Origin of the sequence: Candidatus Sulfurimonas baltica (assembly GCF_015265455.1) — a bacterium.
GTDB lineage: Bacteria > Campylobacterota > Campylobacteria > Campylobacterales > Sulfurimonadaceae > Sulfurimonas > Sulfurimonas baltica.
In genome coordinates this window covers 1690346-1706287 of record NZ_CP054492.1, presented here as the reverse complement: position 1 = coordinate 1706287, position 15942 = coordinate 1690346, and the positions used below count along the sequence as shown (strand labels likewise).

Below are 15942 nucleotides of genomic sequence, written 5' to 3'. Positions count from 1 at the left end.
TATATATAATTTAAAGTGTAACAATCTTGGCGCCAAAACCGCCGGCATATTGTGGTGCGTCTTCAAACTTTTTAACTTTCGGATGAGCTTTTAGAAAGTTTTTAACAGCATATGAGAGTTTCCCTGTACCTATACCGTGATAGATTATAACTTCATCCCAACCGTTTATAAGTGCATCTGAAATAAATTTGTCTAAAACCTCTATTGCTTCATCTGCCCTCATTCCGTGAAGGTCACACTTTAGTCCGGCTCTTTTTTCAACGTTTACATTTACGTCTGTACGCGGTTTTTGTTTTACGATTTGAGTATGACGAAGTTGTGAAGTTTTTACACGAACTCTCATCCCTTCAATCTCTAAAATGGCATCTTTATTACTGCTTATAGAGACTATAACACCTTTTTTGCTGTGGTATTTAACACTCTCTCCAACTTTGAACTCTTGTTGAATGATGTCTTGTTCTTTTTTCTCTTTAGGGAGCTTCTTGTTCGCCTTATCCATAGCTCTGTGAATAGCCTTTGTATCACCGGCGCGTGCAGCTGTTTTGGCTTCATTTATTGCAACATCGTAGCTTTTTTTCAGCGCATCTCTCTGCTCTTGAAGTTCAGAAAAAAGCTTTTCTCTTTGAGCTTTTATATCTAACTCTTTTGCTTTTAACTCTTCTAGTTTCTCGTCAACTTTTTTGTGCTTTTGTTTTAGTTCACGCTCTAACTGTGAGCCTCTCTCAATGAGCAGGCTCAGCTTTTCGCTGTTGTCACCGTAAACAATCTTTGCTTCATTGACTATGTTGTTTGAGATCCCGTATCTGCTCGCCGTTTCAAAAGCGTAACTTTTACCTATAATCCCATGCATAAACTCATATGTTGGAACTCTGTTAGCCTCATCATATATTGCAGCCATAAGTTCTACATCGTCACGGTCAGCCATAAGAGCAGCTAAACGTTTATGATGGGTAGTAACTACAACTTTTTGACCCCTTTTAATCAAATCATCCAGAATTACTTTAAACAGGGCAGCAGCTTCGTCGCTGTCAGTTCCGAGTTCTATCTCATCTACACCGACAAGAGCCTCTTTGTGCTCAAATATTTTTGAAAACTCTTGCATTCGCCCTGCAAAAGTTGAGATATCATTTTTAACATTTTGCGGGTCATCTATAATTGCTAAAATACTTTTAAAACTTCCTACATGTGACCTGTTTTCATTGAGCCTCATCGGTATTATATATTTCGCCATAAAAGCAGCCGCCAATATAGACTTTAAAAGCATAGTCTTACCTCCGGCATTCACGCCGGTAATCATAAGTATATTTTTAGAGAAGTCTACATGTATGGGTTTTGCATTGTGGATAGCAGGGTGGTAAAAGGCATCTAAAATTATTTTAGAATCTTTTTTTGACTTGATAATCTGCAGGTTTGAAGAGCGGGCAAACAAAACTCTAGCCTGATAGTTGTCAAATTTTGTAAACTCTTTGTCTATAAAAGCTATGAAAAGCTGAAGTTCAGAAAGTTTGCCGGAAAACTCTTTTGCATATCTGTAAAATATCGCTTCTCTCTCTTGGTTGATATATCGTATCTGCTCTTTAGATTTCAAAATAGAATCAGGTGAGACAAAAAAGCCTCCGCTACTGCTTCTGCTAATTACTGCACCTTTAAGCACATGATTAAATCCGCCACGAACTAAAACACACTCCTCATCGTTTATTAAATGTACTTGTGAGTCTATTAGATATGAAGATAGTTTTGAACTAAGCAGTAGCCTCTTTAAAGAGCCACTCATATTGGCCTTATGCTCTCTTATCCTCGCACCCAAACCAAATAGCACTTCATCAAGGTTCTCTTCAAATTTTCCATCATGAGTGAAGTACTTCTCTACTTCATTGAACTTCTCATCAATTATAAACTTACTCATCCACTCACCGATGATACCGTCTAATTCACGGCTTTTAAAGTAACGAAAATATCTGACAACTTTTACAATCTCAAAAATCTGTTCAAAATTCAAAACACCATGTTTTTTCAGATGCCCTTTAATAGTAAAAAAGTCGGCTACTTTAGGCGGTGCTTTAAACTCTATGGTGTCAAGTGATTTTATGTATTTGTAGTGAAGTTCTTGGTCACCCTCAATGTACAGAGAGCTCTCTCTTGAGAAAAACTGCTTAAATGAGTTTATATGTTCATTTAAGTCGAGCTGATTGATTAGGTGATCAATCTTTGAAGTTTTTTCTACTCGCATGTAGATGCGCTAATCATCTGGCCGTAGTTTGGAGTTTTCTCTTTGCCTATGAAAGTGTATGTTCCAATGCTCAGTGTATAGTTACTGCTGTTTACATCAATGCCATCGCATTTAATTGTTTTTTCTTGGTTAAATTTCATAACAGCATTTAGCATGCTTTGTGTTTGATGATTGCTGTATTTATTAAACCCGATTGCTGAGAGTACAACAACCAATACACTTAATGTTACTAAAGTTTTTTGATGTTTTGTTAATTCCGTAAAGTAGTGTAAGGTTAAAAAGAAAAACCCTACAATTACAAGTCCTGCAATATATGCCACTAGATAGCACCTCTTATTTGATAAGTTATATCTCCGGCACCAAAACCGATAATAAGGCCTTTATCTAAAGTCTTAAGCGCCTCTTTGTCTTTCATGACAGTAATGGTGTTGTTGGCTCTTGTGATGTTGTCTGCCATAGTGAGGTTGTATCTTTTAAACTTCTCTTTAAAGTCAATCTCTCTAGTTGCTTCACCGGCAGGCCAGACAGGCAGAATTATAAGCTCCGCAGCCCCTTCAAAACACTTTATAAACTCTTCAAGATTATCTATTGTGCGAGAGTATTTATGCGGTTGCCAAATAGCAGTTATTTTGTCGAAACCTTTTAAAAGTGCATACTCTTTAACTGACTCAAAGGTTGCTTTTATCTCTGTTGGATGGTGCCCATAATCATCTATTATTACGCTTCCTTGTTCCGCTCCGACTATATCAAAACGTTTTTTTATCCCCTTGAATGAGAGTAGATTTTCTCTAATCTCTTCAATATCCATAGATTCATTTGCAGCAAGAATTGCCAAAGCCGCATCTAGAGCGATATGCTTTCCAAATCCCCAAACATCAAAGTTACCTAAATCTTTAAGTGTAAACCTTGTATGCGGCTCATCATTAATAAGTATAAACTCTATATTTGTAATATCTTTTGTCGGGTAGAGCCAGCTTGCATCTATCTCATCTTGTAATGTAGCCAAAAATGGGTCTTCAGCGTTGAGTACACGACAGGGAGCAGATTCTATAAAAGTCTTATATGACTCATAAAAACGCTTGTAGTTGTAGTCATAATACTCCATATGTTCAGGTTCAGCATTGATTACAATTGCGCAGTGTGGATTTGAATTTATAAAACTTCCATCACTCTCATCAGCTTCAAAAAGCATGATATCTGTATCTGCGTTATATCTGACATTTGAGCCAAAAGCTTTTGATTCTGCACCGATAATTGCAGAACCGCACATTATAGCTGCTAGTATTGCTGTCGTTGTGCTCTTTCCATGAGCACCTGCAACGGAGTATACTTTTGATGTGTCAAGAATTTTAAGTAAAGCTTCACGACGAGCAAGAACTTCAATCCCTTTTGCTTTTGCCTCTACAATTTCTGGATTGTCAGGACTTATAATTGCAGAGTGAATAACCAAATCCTGGTTATTTATTGCACTAGCAGAGTGAGGAACTGTAACTGCTATGCCGAGTGAGCTAAGTTTTTTTGTAATTACACTCTCAGAGATGTCAGAGCCACTGACCTCGTGCCCTTTGAAATGCATGTACTGTGCAAGACCTGATATGCCGATCCCACCGATTCCAATAAAATGTATTTTCATGCGCTTACTCCCCATCTATTTGGGATTTGTCCAGCAATTTTTGTGCCTCTTTTGTAAAGCAGCTAATATAAAAAGTTCCAGCTGCTTGAGTAGCATCAATATCTGCTATGTTTGCCAGAAAATCGTCCAAAGATAAGTTCTCTTTAGAGGCTACCCAGTGGAACTTTAATGCATTTGAAAATTTTGTGTCACCTGTAAGTCCGCTAAGCACTTCAAACAATGCACTTGCATCTGCTACAGCGCCAGCACTGTAATGCTCTATCGCATACTCATAGAGTGCTCTGATGGTAGCAAAATCCTGAACTTCATTCATGTCCATAACTCTATGAGCTTCTAATGTGTCCGTCAGCTTTTCAAGCGCCAAATCAAGTATATTTGCATAAAATCCATTTAGTGTATCTTCATCAAAAGTCTCATGTGCACGCTGTTCTAAAATATACAGTGAAGCTATGTCGGCACTTTGTTGGGCTTTAAGAACCTCTGCTTTTAATTTTTCTATTTTACTCATGATAGGCACTCCTTGATTCTTAACAATGCATCTTTGGTTTTTTCTACATTTTCTACTAAAGCAATTCTAATAAAGCCTTCTCCAGGGTTTACGCCACTTCTGTTTTCTCTGCCGAGATACTCACCCGGGAGCACTTTTACGTTGTACTCTCTGTAGAGTTTTTTTGTAAAATCTATTGCGTTTGGAACTTTGAGCCATATGTAAAAAGTTGCATCTGGAGTAGCTACCCCTAAAATCTCTTTTGCCAGTTTAAAATTTTCTTTGTAGATTTCTCTCGCCGCTTCTACATGTTCTTCATCCATCCAGGCTGCTGTAGCCGCATATTGAAGGGGAAGAGGGGAAGCACAACCAATATATGTTCTGTATTTCATATACTCTTTTAAGATATTTTCATCGCCGGCAATAAATCCCGAGCGAAGTCCGGGCGCAGATGAACGCTTGGATATGGAGTTGATTACTAAAATATTTTTAAAGGTATTATTCCCTACATGTAGGGATGCCTCAAGGAGTGAAGGGATAGGTTTTTCTGTATATATTTCACTGTAGCACTCATCATTTATAAGCACAAAATTATGTTTTAAAGCTAGTAAAACCCACGCTCCAAGCTCATCAATGGTTAGAGTAGAAGTTGTGGGATTGTTTGGAAAGTTTAAAATAACAAGATCACATGTAGATAACTTCTCTTCATCTATCTCCGGCTTAAAATTGTTCTCTTCATTTAGGTCCAGGTGAATTGTTTTAGCTCTCGATGCTATGGCTGCACCCTCGTAAATCTGATAAAAAGGGTTTGTAAATGCAATAGTGGGCTCTTCTTTGTCAAATAGAAAAAATTGGGGAAAGTTAAATAGCACTTCGCGTGTTCCAAAAGTCGGTATTATCTGGGCATCACTAAGCTCTACGCAAAATCTTTTCAATACAAATCCACGCTGAGCTTCTCTTAGTTTTGCTTCGCCTGTCGTAAGGGGGTATTTTTTCAGCAGATTAGAGCTTTGACAAAGAGCTTTTTGTATAAATTCCGGAGTTTCAAACTGCGGCTCACCTATGGTCAAAGCAGATGGAGAATAGTTTTTGTTTGGTGTTATCTCTTGAAGTAAATTGTTTAGTTTTTCAAATGGATATGGTTCAAAATTCATATTTTATCGCCTTTATATAATCGCGGTATTATAGCTTAAATGTATAAACTACTCATTAAATTCATTTGCCAGACATGGGGCAACCCCTTCTGAATCTCTGCAAAACTTTGCATCTCTGTCGAAAAAAATCAAATATGGTCTGAGTTTAATATTAAGGCTCTTGGCAAATTTTGAAATGTCATCAATAATTTGCAATGTTTTTTCATTTGCTTCAAACTCGTCAAAATCTATAAATGTGTTATTGTTAAGCATTATCTCTAAAAGTGTGGACTTAGGATTCTCAGATTGATAAATATATTGGATAAACTCAATGGATTCAAATCTTGTAAGCTCAAGTAGAAAAATATGATAAGTATTTTGTAACTGAAGTGATTTATCTTCATAAATTTTAGTTATGTATTTCTGTGAGAGTGAACATAGCGGGTCAACAAAAACATAAATATCGCTGTCTGAACCGCTGCCAATGTTTATTTCATATTTAGAGATGGAATCTAAAAAGCTTAAAGAAGTTTTTTCATCTGCCTTATGCTCGTTCGCAAATAGATTAAAACAGAGTAATACTATATAAAAAAGTTTCACTTTTAGCACTTTGGAAGTCCAAACTTTTGAGTAACAAGTTCTCCCTCATTATTAAAAAACAGATAATAAAGCTTGTCTTTTTGCACACTCAAACCGGCGAGATATCTAAGTGCCAAGTTCGCCTGAAGTGAAGCAATATGCATAACAATAGGTGCAGCAATTCCAGCTGGAGTTTGAGAAGTTATTTTAAAGGCATCAGTAAAAAGAGAGCTCTCAAAAAAGCACACCTGTCCATGAAAAGCCTCTACGCTCCCGTAAACCCAAGGTCTGTTTTTACTTTTTGCGTAATTGTCAATTTCTGCTCTGGTTTGAAGATTGTCTGTTGCATCTATGATTAAATCGACTTCAATATTTTTTTTACTAAACTCATCAAAGTTACACTCATGAGCAATAGATTTTACATAGGGACATCTTTGCTCAATAATTTCTGCATTAATAAGTGCTTTATTCTTCCCCTCATCACCCATTTTAAAGGCTATCTGACGGTGTATATTATGTAGGCTCACTTCGTCAAAATCAACAATATGAATCTCACCGATGCCACTGGCACCAAGAGCAAAAGCCAAAGAACTTCCAAGCCCGCCTGCACCAACTATAACAATTTTTTTGGTTTGAAGCAACTCTTGAGTCTCTTCTCCCCAAAGTTGTATTTGACGGTTGAAGTATTTAATCATAGTGAGTTCCTTTTATTTATTGCCTCTTTAAATCCCCAAGAGCGCCTTGCATAAACAACCTCTGCATGACTCATATCTACTATCATCAACTCTTCTTTGTTCCCTAAATGCTCAAGAAGTTCACCATCTGGCGATGCTAGGAGTGAATCTCCATAAAATTTCCAACTGAACTCTTTATCTATGTACTCACCAATACGGTTTGCTCTTAATATGTAGCAGTTTTGTGTAAAAGCACGGGAAAGAATAAGTGATTTCCACCTCTGAAATGAATCAAAAGTAGAAACGCTTGGAAGTAAAATACAGTCTATATTTTTGGAAGATATTTGCTCAAACATTTTATCAAAATGAAGTTCAAATCCACTCATAACGGCAAATTTGAAACCATCAATTTTAAAAACAAGAGGTGCTGCAATCGGTTTTATATCATTACTGAAAAATTTCTCTTCATTCCAATGGGTATAATTAATCAGAATCTGCTGCTGATAATAAGAGGTTGATGATGGAGAGAATTTTGCTATTGTTTTATAAACTTTTTGTTTTTTTACAACTACCAAAGGTGCAATAATTGTCATATTGTACTTTACAGCCAACTCTCTTAAAATCTTGCTTTGATGAAGCCCTTGCTCTTTTATCATACTTATAGTCAGAGTTTGTAGCTCTTTAAAAAATGGGTTTAGTATATACTCACCAAGAAGTAAAATTTGAACCCCTTTTTTATGTGCAATTCTAATGTAGTTATATAGCTTTGTGGAGCTCATCCCCTGAGCACTAAGTTGTAAAACAGCCGCTTTCACTATTTCTCTTTTATCTCTGTAATCTTAATGACTGCATCTTCGAGAATTTTCTGTGCCTTATTTAGCTCACTCATCCCTTTTTCATAAGCCTCTACACTCTCTTGCAAAGTTATATCTGGGTTCATAAGTGTTTCTAAAATTTGTTTAGCACTCTCTAGTTTTGATTCAAAACCTTCGGTTTCTTTAGTAAAACCTTCGGTTTCTTTAGTAAGTTTTTCTTTAGCCATTTTTTATCCTATTGATATGTTTATTGATTATCTTCTCTGTATGCTGTTAAAAATTGACATGTCAAATAATCTATTGCTTCAAAAGTATCCTCATACGGGTTTTCTGATTCAATAAGAGTGTCTTGCAAATAAGTAAAAGCGTGTGTTTTTATGTTGTTCTCTCGATTTGTGGTTACTTCTTCAGCTAAGCCAATGAAAATACTTATAATGTACTCTTCTTCAGCCACTTCTCTCGCTTTTATTTTTACAACAAATGAAATTGGATCAACTTCTCCAAAAGTAAATCCCTCTTTTTGAAGTTTATTTACAATAAGCTTTTTAATACTCTCATTCTCTTCTTTTTTCATAAAAGTTGTATAGTTTGTGAAATGAAATTTTAGTTTTTTAACGTTGTCTAGTGTAAACATTGAAGAGGAGAAGAGTGAGCTACATGTAAACAGGATAATGAGTAGTTTTTTAATCATTTTGATTTCTCCTTATAAATGGCTATTGCTTCATTTATATTTGATAAAAAATCTTTTTTATTGACATAAGAGATAGATTTAAATAAGCTGTTTTCACTTTTGGGGTCAATAAAAAATACAGCAGGAATCGATGAATTGCTATATATGCTCGGATAATGCTCTTTTTCTCTGTATTTGTCTACAATTACAGGGATAAAATCTTGTTTTATTTTAGTTGAAAGAGGTGAACTTTGCAGGGTTTTTCTCTGAAATTTTTTGCACCACGGGCAATAATCGGCCACCAAAAGAAGCATAACCATTTTGTTCTCTTTTTTTGCTATTTTTAGAGCGGAAACATATTCTCTCATGTATCCAGCCTCTTTAGCAAATTCATCAATGCGAGCTCCAAGAAGAGAAGTGATAAATAAAAGTGTTATTATGAAAATTTTCATACTAGCTCCTTGTTTATTTTAGTACATCCGATACATAATCTTGAAATTTATCAAGCTCAACTAAGAAAGCATCGTGTCCATAATCACTATCTACATCAATATAGTGGTGGTTTTTATTTCCAACTTCTGTAAGTGTATCACTTAGTTCTTTCATTTCAAAGTTTTTAAAAAGCTGGTCATTTCTAAAACTGATAAGGTGCAGCTCTGCAGTAACTTTTGTCATGGCTTCACTAAGTGAGTCAAATCCACGAGATAAATCAAAAAGATTAATAGCTTTTGTAATGTATAGATATGCTAAAGGGTCAAACCATTTTGTGAAATTATATCCGTTATACTCTAGGTACGATTCAACTTGGAACTTACCAAACAACTCATAAAGACCATCATCTCTTTTATACTCTCTGCCAAATTTTTTTCTCATTGATTCGTGTGATAAAAAACTAATATGACCTGCCATGCGACCAACTGCCATACCTGACAGCCCTTGTTCTTTTATAACTTCAGGGTCATAATAACCCTGCTTGAAGTCGGGGTCTTTAAGTATAGATTCTTGAGCAACTTTATTAAAAGCTATGGCCCATGGCTGAGTCGCATGTGTTGCCGCCATAGAGATGATTTTTGTTGCAAAATTAGGATAATGTATAGCAAATTGTAAGGCCTGCATTCCACCCATTGACCCCCCAATAATTGCATGTACCCTGTGAATATCTAGTCTGTCAAAAAGAATTCTTTGAGCTTTTACCATGTCTTTAATTGTGACAACCGGAAACTTATAGCGATAAGGTTCGTGATGTGGAACTTTAGGACTCATAGGGCCAGATGAACCAAAACAGCTCCCAATGACATTCGTGCATATTACAAAATATTTATCTGTGTCTATAGCTTTTCCTGAACCGATAAGACCATCCCACCATCCAGCTTTGTTTTCATTCTCATAAATGCCGGCACAATGGTGAGAACCTGTAAGTGCATGACAAATCACAATAACATTGCTTTTGTCATCATTGAGTTCACCGTATGTCTCATAAGTTATGTCATAAGGCTCTAAAATACGTCCACTCTCCAGATAGAGCGGGTTAGTAAAGTGTTCCGTATGTGTTTTTAAATTCAGTGACAAGTTCTTAACTCTCCATAAAATAATAGTGTTATTCTAGCGAAAACGACTTAATGCTAATATATAGGTTATAGCCTAAGCCTCCAATGCTTGTTTCATATCTGCTATTAAATCAGCAGAACTCTCTAAACCGCAAGATATTCTAATAAGTCCCTGAGGTACTCCACATGCAATTAACTCTTCATTTGAGAGCTGTTGATGAGTTGTAGAAGCAGGGTGAGTTATAATTGATTTTGAATCACCGATATTTACAACCAGTGAATAGAGTTTTGTAGCGTTTACTATTTTTGTTGCACGCTCTAAGCTATCTACCTCAAAACTTAAAAGTCCGCTACATGCTCCATCTTCAAAATACTTTTGAGCATTTTTATAGTTTGAGTTACTTTTTAGACCTGGGTAATTAACTTTTTTCACATCTACATGTGACTCTAAAAACTCAGCTAAAGCAAGAGCATTTTTAGAGTGTTCTCTCATGCGAAGAGATAGTGTTTCTATACCCTGAATAAATAGCCAAGAGTTAAACGGAGATACAACAGCACCTAAATCACGAAGCAGAGAAAGACGTGCACGTAGCGTAAAAGGAGGCAGACCTACTTCTGTGTATACTAAACCGTGGTAAGAGGCATCCGGCTCATTAAAGTGGGCATAGCGAGGGTTGTTTTTTAACTTATTTACCAACTCTTTTCTCTCAACTAAAATACCACCGATAGCCAATCCTTGACCGGTTGTATATTTGCTTGCACTGTGAACTGTAATATCTGCTCCAAATTCAAAAGGACGACACAAAACAGGTGTTGCAACAGTATTATCCACGACGGTTAAAATTCCATGCTTATTCGCAACTTTTGTAATAGCTTCAATATCCGCAACATCAATACTTGGGTTTGTTAAAGACTCAAAAAATATAACCTTTGTTTTGTCATCTATAAGAGTCTCTATCTGCTCTGGTTTATGAACATCAAAAAACCTAGCCTCAATACCGAACCTTTTAAGAGTGTGAGTATTTAAAGTTAGACTTCCACCATAAAGCTGTTTTGCGCACACTATGTTATCACCAGCCTCAGCAGCGTTAGCAATAGCATAAAAAATTGCGCTCATTCCGCTTGATGTTGCAATAGCAGCTTCCCCACCCTCAAGCTGGGCAAATCTTTTTTCAAACACATCAGTAGTAGGATTGTTAAGGCGAGTATAGATGTTTCCCAACTCTTTTAAAGCAAACAAATTTGCAGCATGTTCTACGTCACGAAACTCATAAGCAGTAGTCATATAAATAGGAACTGCCATAGTCCCCTGAGAATCTTTTTCATAACCTGCATGTAGCGCTTTTGTTTGTAAATCCATTGTGTTTTCCTAGTGTTAAAAAAATATTGTTATTTTATCAAAAATGACTTAATATTTGGACATTTTGATTTTAAGTAAAAACAGCGCTAGATATCTTCTGTGTAGTCATAAATGACTACAGTTCCAGCTAAAAGGTCATGAAGTCCTCTTTTATCTTTTCTAAATGCAACCATTAAAAAACCGATGAGAAAAGCTAAAGTAGAGACTATATAGCCAAATGAGCGGGTTATTGCCTGTTTATTGTCAATGTCTTGAAAAGTTTTAGCATCTACAATCTTTACATGTAGATATTTTTTACCAGGAGTTGCTCCTCTCCATCTTCTCCAAAAAATCATAGTCACTATTAAGACTGAAACTTCAAAAAGAAGTTCCCACTTCATTGACATTTGTGGTTGTGACGATAGAGCTTTGCTTGCATTTCCACTCATCGCATAAGCCATGTTTTTTTGATATTGTGCAAAGTCAAACCAGTTTCCATCACTTAAAAAATAGATAATTATAGCTACTGGAAGAGCTAAAAGAATAGTATCAAGTAGAGATGCAAAAAAACGAATCCAAAATCCAGCATATCTTATTTCACTCATTACAGCAGTCCATAACTATCAGCACTTTTAGGCTCGCCATAATAGTAACCTTGAATATAATCAATACCAAGCTCTCTAACACTGTCGTCTAACTCTTTCGTGCTGACATATTCTGCTATAGTTTTAATATTTGCATTTTTTGAATATGAAATAATCCCCTTAATCATATGCTTAATATTTAGATCAATATTTATCTTTTCTATCAATGAGCCATCAAGTTTAATATAGTCAATATCTAGTTGTGTTATGTTTGTAAAGTTTGAATATCCAGAACCAAAATCATCAATAGAGATTTTGCATCCAAACTCTTTAACCATTGAGATAAATTCTTTTATTCTTTTATAGTCGAGTATATCTTCAGATTCTACAATTTCAAAAGTGATACCATCTCCTCCATACTTATTTAGCCTGTTTTTGATGTATTCAAGCATAGTTTTAGACGTAATGTTTTCATAGGTAAGGTTTATTGACATATTTACATCATTTTTTTCAAATACATTAAATACTTTTTGCATCATCTGTCTTGTGAAAAATTCAAAAGTCTTATCTTCTTTTGCAGAATCCAAAAAGTAATATGGAGATATTATCTCCCCATCATCTGTTTCTAGTCTGGCTAGTGCTTCATATTTAATTATTGAGTTATCTAAAGTATCTATAATTGGCTGAAAATAAGGGATTATTTTTCCTTTGTGAAGGGCATTTTTATAGATGCTTAATCTGTCAAGATTGTCTTTTTGCAGTTGTTTTGCTGTTTGATTACTGCTGTAGATTTTATAATTTTCTTTAGAAATTATTGCATCTTGAAGTACAATATCAGCATGATTAAATACATTTAAAATACCGTATGAAACTCCAGCTGTAAAATCAGCAAGAATATTTGTGCTTATGCTATTTTCATCTTCATCATTAGGCATTAAGATAGAGTGTATTAAAAGTGAAAAATACTTCTCAAATAATTTTTTATTTGTTACTAAGATAGCAAATTCATTTAAGTTGAGACTATAAAGTGAAGCTTCTTCTTCTTTTAGTACATATAGTAATTCTTTTGATTTTTGTATTACTAGATCTGTTGCATACTTATCTCCATAAATATCTTTTAGTGAGTTAAGTTGATTAATATGTAGTAGTACTAGCATTGCTTCTTCTTGCAACACTGAAATATCTTGTAGTAAAGCAATCCTGTTTGGAAGTTTTGTTACTCTATCTATATTTTTTAATTTTTCAACATAGGAGTGGTCAATTTTAAGGAGTATGTTATTTCTTCCATTAAGTTTTGCTTGATTAAGATTAGCATCAGCTATATTATATAAATTGTTGTTGCTTATATTATAGAGTATGGTATCAAGATTGACTCCCCCAATTGTGGCAGTCAAATATTTTGACACATTACTTTGGCAATTATCTATTTTTAGAGCCTCAATAGAATTAAGCAAGTCATAGGAGAAATTTTCTATAAAAGCGTCATCTTTATTTAAAATTATAACCGCAAACTCTTCTTCGCTGATTTTAAATATATTGTATGTTTTTGAATCAGTATATTTATTTAATATACTGGATATTTTGATAAGTGCATTATCTGCTTTAGCATTTCCATAAGTGTTTTTAAACTCTGTATAGTAATCTATCTCAATTAGTAACAGTGCAAAATTTTCTTTCTTCCAGATTGAGTTCTTGAGTTCTTTTTTTATAAAATAATCAAAATTTCTTTTGTTGTAGAGCATTGTAAGCGGGTCTTTAATGGATAGTTCTTCTAATCTTTTTTGATTGGTAATATCTTCTTTTATTGAGGTATAGCCTATTTTTACATTTTCTTCATTGTACAAAGGGGTAATAGTAGTGTTAATCCAGTACTCTTCACCGCTGCTCTTATTGTTTTTTAATTCACCTACCCATATTCTGTCTTTTAAGATAGTATCCCATAAGTTTTGAACAATATTATTATCTAAATCTTGATTCCTGAAAATACTGTGATTTTTTCCAATCACTTCTTCCATTTTATAGCCTGTGAAATCTAAATAAGCTTTTGATATATCTGTGATTTTTCCATTTATGTCTGAGGATGTGAAATATACATGTTTATCAATAATTTTCTTTTTTTGTCTAAGTAAAAACTCTTTATTGTTAAGTTTATTTTGCAGTATTGTTTTTTTTGCTAAATCTATTAACGTATGTTTTATACTTTCAAGGCTGAGGATTGGCTTTAGTATAAAGTTGTCAACACCTATACCAATAGCATCTAAATAATATTTTGAATCACTGCTTGTAGTTGTAACAGCAATAACCTGATTTTTGTTAAATTCCTTAATCTCCTTACACATTTTTAGACCGTTCATATTTGGCATATCAACATTAGAAAGGATAATGTCATAATAATGGTGAGTGTCGGAGAAATATTTTTTATATAGCTCTATAGCTTCGATAGTACTTTTTGCAACAACTACCTCTAGAAACAAATCTTTAATTATGTGGAGTGTAGAGGCCACTGTCTCTTCATCGCACTCAACATATAAAAGTTTTAATTTTGCAGTATGTTTTGAAATATTCATTTAGTGTTTCTCCGACATAATATTTTGCAAAATTAGTATTTTAATATCATAGTAGCAGCAATTATATATAATATTTCTTTATATACGATTAATTGTTTTAAACACTTACTTAGAGCAAAAAATGCTCTAAAGTTAGAAGGGGAGGGTTGATAGCAAAACAGGTGGTTAAATCTGATAGTTTGGTGCTTCTTGAGTGATAATAACGTCATGAACATGACTCTCTTTTAGTCCTGCACTTGTTATCTCAACAAACTCTGCTTTATCCCAAAAAGTTTCTATATCCTTGCTGCCGCAGTAGCCCATAGAAGCGCGAAGTCCGCCCATCATCTGGTGAACAATTCCTGCAATACTTCCACGAAATGGTACACGACCTTCAATTCCCTCTGGAACTAGCTTATCAGCTGCTGTTCCTTCTTGGAAATATCTATCATTTGAACCTTTTTGCATAGCACCAATACTTCCCATACCGCGGTATGATTTATATTGACGACCTTGGAACATTATAGTTTCACCAGGAGACTCTTCTGTACCTGCTAAAAGTGAGCCAGCCATAATACAAGATGCACCAACTGCTAAAGCTTTAGCAATGTCACCTGAGTATTTTATACCACCATCGGCAATAACAGGAACCCCATGTTTTTTTGCAGCTTCAGCACATTCAGCTATTGCTGACATTTGAGGAACACCAACACCGGCAACAATTCTTGTAGTACAAATAGAACCAGGCCCTATACCTACTTTTACTGCATCTGCACCAGCTTCAATAAGTGCTTCCACTGCTTCGGCTGTTGCAATATTTCCTGCAATAACATCAATTTCCATTGTCTCTTTGATTTTTCTTACAGTATCTAAAATACCTTTTGAATGACCATGCGCAGAGTCAAGTACTAAAACATCACAACCGGCATCAACAAGTGCTTTTGCACGGTCAAATTGACCAACACCTATAGCTCCACCGACTACAAGTCTACCAAAAGCATCTTTGTTTGAATTAGGATATTCTATACGTTTTTTAATGTCTTTGATAGTTACAAGACCTTTTAAAAATCCATCTTTATCAATAATAGGTAGTTTTTCAATCTTGTTTTTATGCATAATATCAGCTGCATCATCTAGTGATATCCCATTTTCAGCAGTAATAAGAGGCATTTTTGTCATAACTTCATCTGCACGCTTACTCATATCTTTTTCAAATCTCATATCACGATTTGTTAATATACCAAGCAGTCTATTATGAGCATCAATAACAGGAACTCCTGAGATTTTATACTCATTCATCAGTGCATCTGCGTCTGCTAGAGTAGCATCTGGATGTACATAAATTGGGTCTATAATAATACCGCTCTCGCTTTTTTTCACTTTTTTAATCTGCTTGCATTGAGCTTCAATATCCATGTTTTTATGGATAATGCCGATGCCACCTAGTCTAGCCATAGCAATAGCCGCTCTGTACTCAGTTACAGTATCCATAGCAGCAGAAACCATTGGAATCTTAAGTGATATGTTACGAGTCAATTTACTCTCAAGTGAGACCTCTTTTGGAAGTACTTCAGAATACTGCGGTACTAATAATACATCTTCAAATGTCAATGCTCTTTTACGAATTCTCATGGTTATCCTTTGGTGCTAAGAATATAATATGCTTATTTCTTTATAATTTTTGGATTATAGCTTTTTTGTGGTT

At 34.9% G+C, this 15942-nt stretch carries 16 protein-coding genes; all 16 read right to left on the bottom strand.

The genetic code is table 11. The annotated features are described in order from the left end of the window. Positions 1–10 precede the first annotated feature (10 nt). On the bottom strand, positions 11–2230 hold the full coding sequence (locus HUE88_RS08530; RefSeq protein ID WP_194368291.1) for an endonuclease MutS2: 2220 nt from the start codon (positions 2228–2230) through the stop codon (positions 11–13). Next, on the bottom strand, positions 2221–2550 hold the full coding sequence (locus HUE88_RS08525; protein ID WP_194368290.1) for a hypothetical protein: 330 nt from the start codon (positions 2548–2550) through the stop codon (positions 2221–2223). The genes HUE88_RS08530 and HUE88_RS08525 overlap by 10 nt, the downstream gene beginning before the upstream one ends. Beyond that, positions 2550–3863 carry a UDP-N-acetylmuramate--L-alanine ligase gene (gene murC / locus HUE88_RS08520; RefSeq protein ID WP_194368289.1) on the bottom strand — a complete coding sequence of 438 codons (1314 nt, stop codon included), beginning with the start codon at positions 3861–3863 and terminating at the stop codon, positions 2550–2552. The genes HUE88_RS08525 and murC overlap by 1 nt, the downstream gene beginning before the upstream one ends. Positions 3864–3867: 4 nt before the next feature. Next, entirely contained in the window at positions 3868–4371 is a 504-nt protein-coding gene (locus HUE88_RS08515) for a hypothetical protein (RefSeq protein WP_194368288.1), read from the bottom strand. Beyond that, on the bottom strand, positions 4368–5504 hold the full coding sequence (locus HUE88_RS08510; RefSeq protein WP_194368287.1) for a succinyldiaminopimelate transaminase: 1137 nt from the start codon (positions 5502–5504) through the stop codon (positions 4368–4370). Before HUE88_RS08510 ends, HUE88_RS08515 begins: the two co-directional genes overlap by 4 nt. Positions 5505–5552: 48 nt before the next feature. Then, the gene (locus HUE88_RS08505) at positions 5553–6083 is read right to left on the bottom strand and encodes a hypothetical protein (RefSeq protein ID WP_194368286.1); all 531 of its coding nucleotides are present in this window, start codon (positions 6081–6083) and stop codon (positions 5553–5555) included. A 2-nt stretch (positions 6084–6085) separates the two neighbouring features. Then, entirely contained in the window at positions 6086–6757 is a 672-nt protein-coding gene (locus tag HUE88_RS08500; protein WP_194368285.1) for a HesA/MoeB/ThiF family protein, read from the bottom strand. Then, positions 6754–7551 carry a carbon-nitrogen hydrolase family protein gene (locus HUE88_RS08495; RefSeq protein WP_194368284.1) on the bottom strand — a complete coding sequence of 266 codons (798 nt, stop codon included), beginning with the start codon at positions 7549–7551 and terminating at the stop codon, positions 6754–6756. The genes HUE88_RS08500 and HUE88_RS08495 overlap by 4 nt, the downstream gene beginning before the upstream one ends. Continuing rightward, positions 7551–7778: an exodeoxyribonuclease VII small subunit gene (gene xseB / locus HUE88_RS08490; protein WP_194368283.1), complete on the bottom strand. Its 228-nt coding sequence runs from the start codon at positions 7776–7778 to the stop codon at positions 7551–7553. Before xseB ends, HUE88_RS08495 begins: the two co-directional genes overlap by 1 nt. 20 nt (positions 7779–7798) lie before the next feature. Continuing rightward, entirely contained in the window at positions 7799–8242 is a 444-nt protein-coding gene (locus tag HUE88_RS08485) for a hypothetical protein (RefSeq protein WP_194368282.1), read from the bottom strand. Then, positions 8239–8673, bottom strand: a complete 435-nt coding sequence (locus HUE88_RS08480) for a thioredoxin family protein (RefSeq protein WP_194368281.1) — start codon at positions 8671–8673, stop codon at positions 8239–8241. Before HUE88_RS08480 ends, HUE88_RS08485 begins: the two co-directional genes overlap by 4 nt. Positions 8674–8686: 13 nt before the next feature. Then, positions 8687–9790, bottom strand: coding sequence for a homoserine O-acetyltransferase MetX (gene metX / locus HUE88_RS08475; RefSeq protein ID WP_194368280.1), 1104 nt, complete (start codon positions 9788–9790; stop codon positions 8687–8689). Positions 9791–9862: 72 nt separating this feature from the next. Continuing rightward, a complete protein-coding gene (locus HUE88_RS08470) occupies positions 9863–11128 on the bottom strand; it encodes an O-acetylhomoserine aminocarboxypropyltransferase/cysteine synthase family protein (RefSeq protein WP_194368279.1) in 1266 nt (421 codons plus the stop codon). A gap of 86 nt (positions 11129–11214) precedes the next feature. Beyond that, a complete protein-coding gene (locus HUE88_RS08465) occupies positions 11215–11712 on the bottom strand; it encodes an RDD family protein (protein ID WP_194368278.1) in 498 nt (165 codons plus the stop codon). Beyond that, positions 11712–14258 carry an EAL domain-containing protein gene (locus HUE88_RS08460; protein WP_194368277.1) on the bottom strand — a complete coding sequence of 849 codons (2547 nt, stop codon included), beginning with the start codon at positions 14256–14258 and terminating at the stop codon, positions 11712–11714. The genes HUE88_RS08465 and HUE88_RS08460 overlap by 1 nt, the downstream gene beginning before the upstream one ends. Positions 14259–14423: 165 nt before the next feature. Then, complete coding sequence (gene guaB / locus HUE88_RS08455) at positions 14424–15869, bottom strand: IMP dehydrogenase (RefSeq protein WP_194368276.1); 1446 nt, start codon at positions 15867–15869, stop codon at positions 14424–14426. Positions 15870–15942 lie beyond the last annotated feature (73 nt).

Excerpts from the sequence above, each read along its gene's own strand:
- HUE88_RS08530 (WP_194368291.1), bottom strand. The coding sequence starts at position 2,230 with ATGCGAGTAGAAAAAACTTCAAAGATTGATCACCTAATCAATCAGCTC.
- murC (WP_194368289.1), bottom strand. The coding sequence starts at position 3,863 with ATGAAAATACATTTTATTGGAATCGGTGGGATCGGCATATCAGGTCTT.
- HUE88_RS08515 (WP_194368288.1), bottom strand. The coding sequence starts at position 4,371 with ATGAGTAAAATAGAAAAATTAAAAGCAGAGGTTCTTAAAGCCCAACAA.
- HUE88_RS08510 (WP_194368287.1), bottom strand. The coding sequence starts at position 5,504 with ATGAATTTTGAACCATATCCATTTGAAAAACTAAACAATTTACTTCAA.
- HUE88_RS08500 (WP_194368285.1), bottom strand. The coding sequence starts at position 6,757 with ATGATTAAATACTTCAACCGTCAAATACAACTTTGGGGAGAAGAGACT.
- xseB (WP_194368283.1), bottom strand. The coding sequence starts at position 7,778 with ATGGCTAAAGAAAAACTTACTAAAGAAACCGAAGGTTTTACTAAAGAA.
- HUE88_RS08485 (WP_194368282.1), bottom strand. The coding sequence starts at position 8,242 with ATGATTAAAAAACTACTCATTATCCTGTTTACATGTAGCTCACTCTTC.
- HUE88_RS08480 (WP_194368281.1), bottom strand. The coding sequence starts at position 8,673 with ATGAAAATTTTCATAATAACACTTTTATTTATCACTTCTCTTCTTGGA.
- HUE88_RS08470 (WP_194368279.1), bottom strand. The coding sequence starts at position 11,128 with ATGGATTTACAAACAAAAGCGCTACATGCAGGTTATGAAAAAGATTCT.
- HUE88_RS08465 (WP_194368278.1), bottom strand. The coding sequence starts at position 11,712 with ATGAGTGAAATAAGATATGCTGGATTTTGGATTCGTTTTTTTGCATCT.
- HUE88_RS08460 (WP_194368277.1), bottom strand. The coding sequence starts at position 14,258 with ATGAATATTTCAAAACATACTGCAAAATTAAAACTTTTATATGTTGAG.
- guaB (WP_194368276.1), bottom strand. The coding sequence starts at position 15,869 with ATGAGAATTCGTAAAAGAGCATTGACATTTGAAGATGTATTATTAGTA.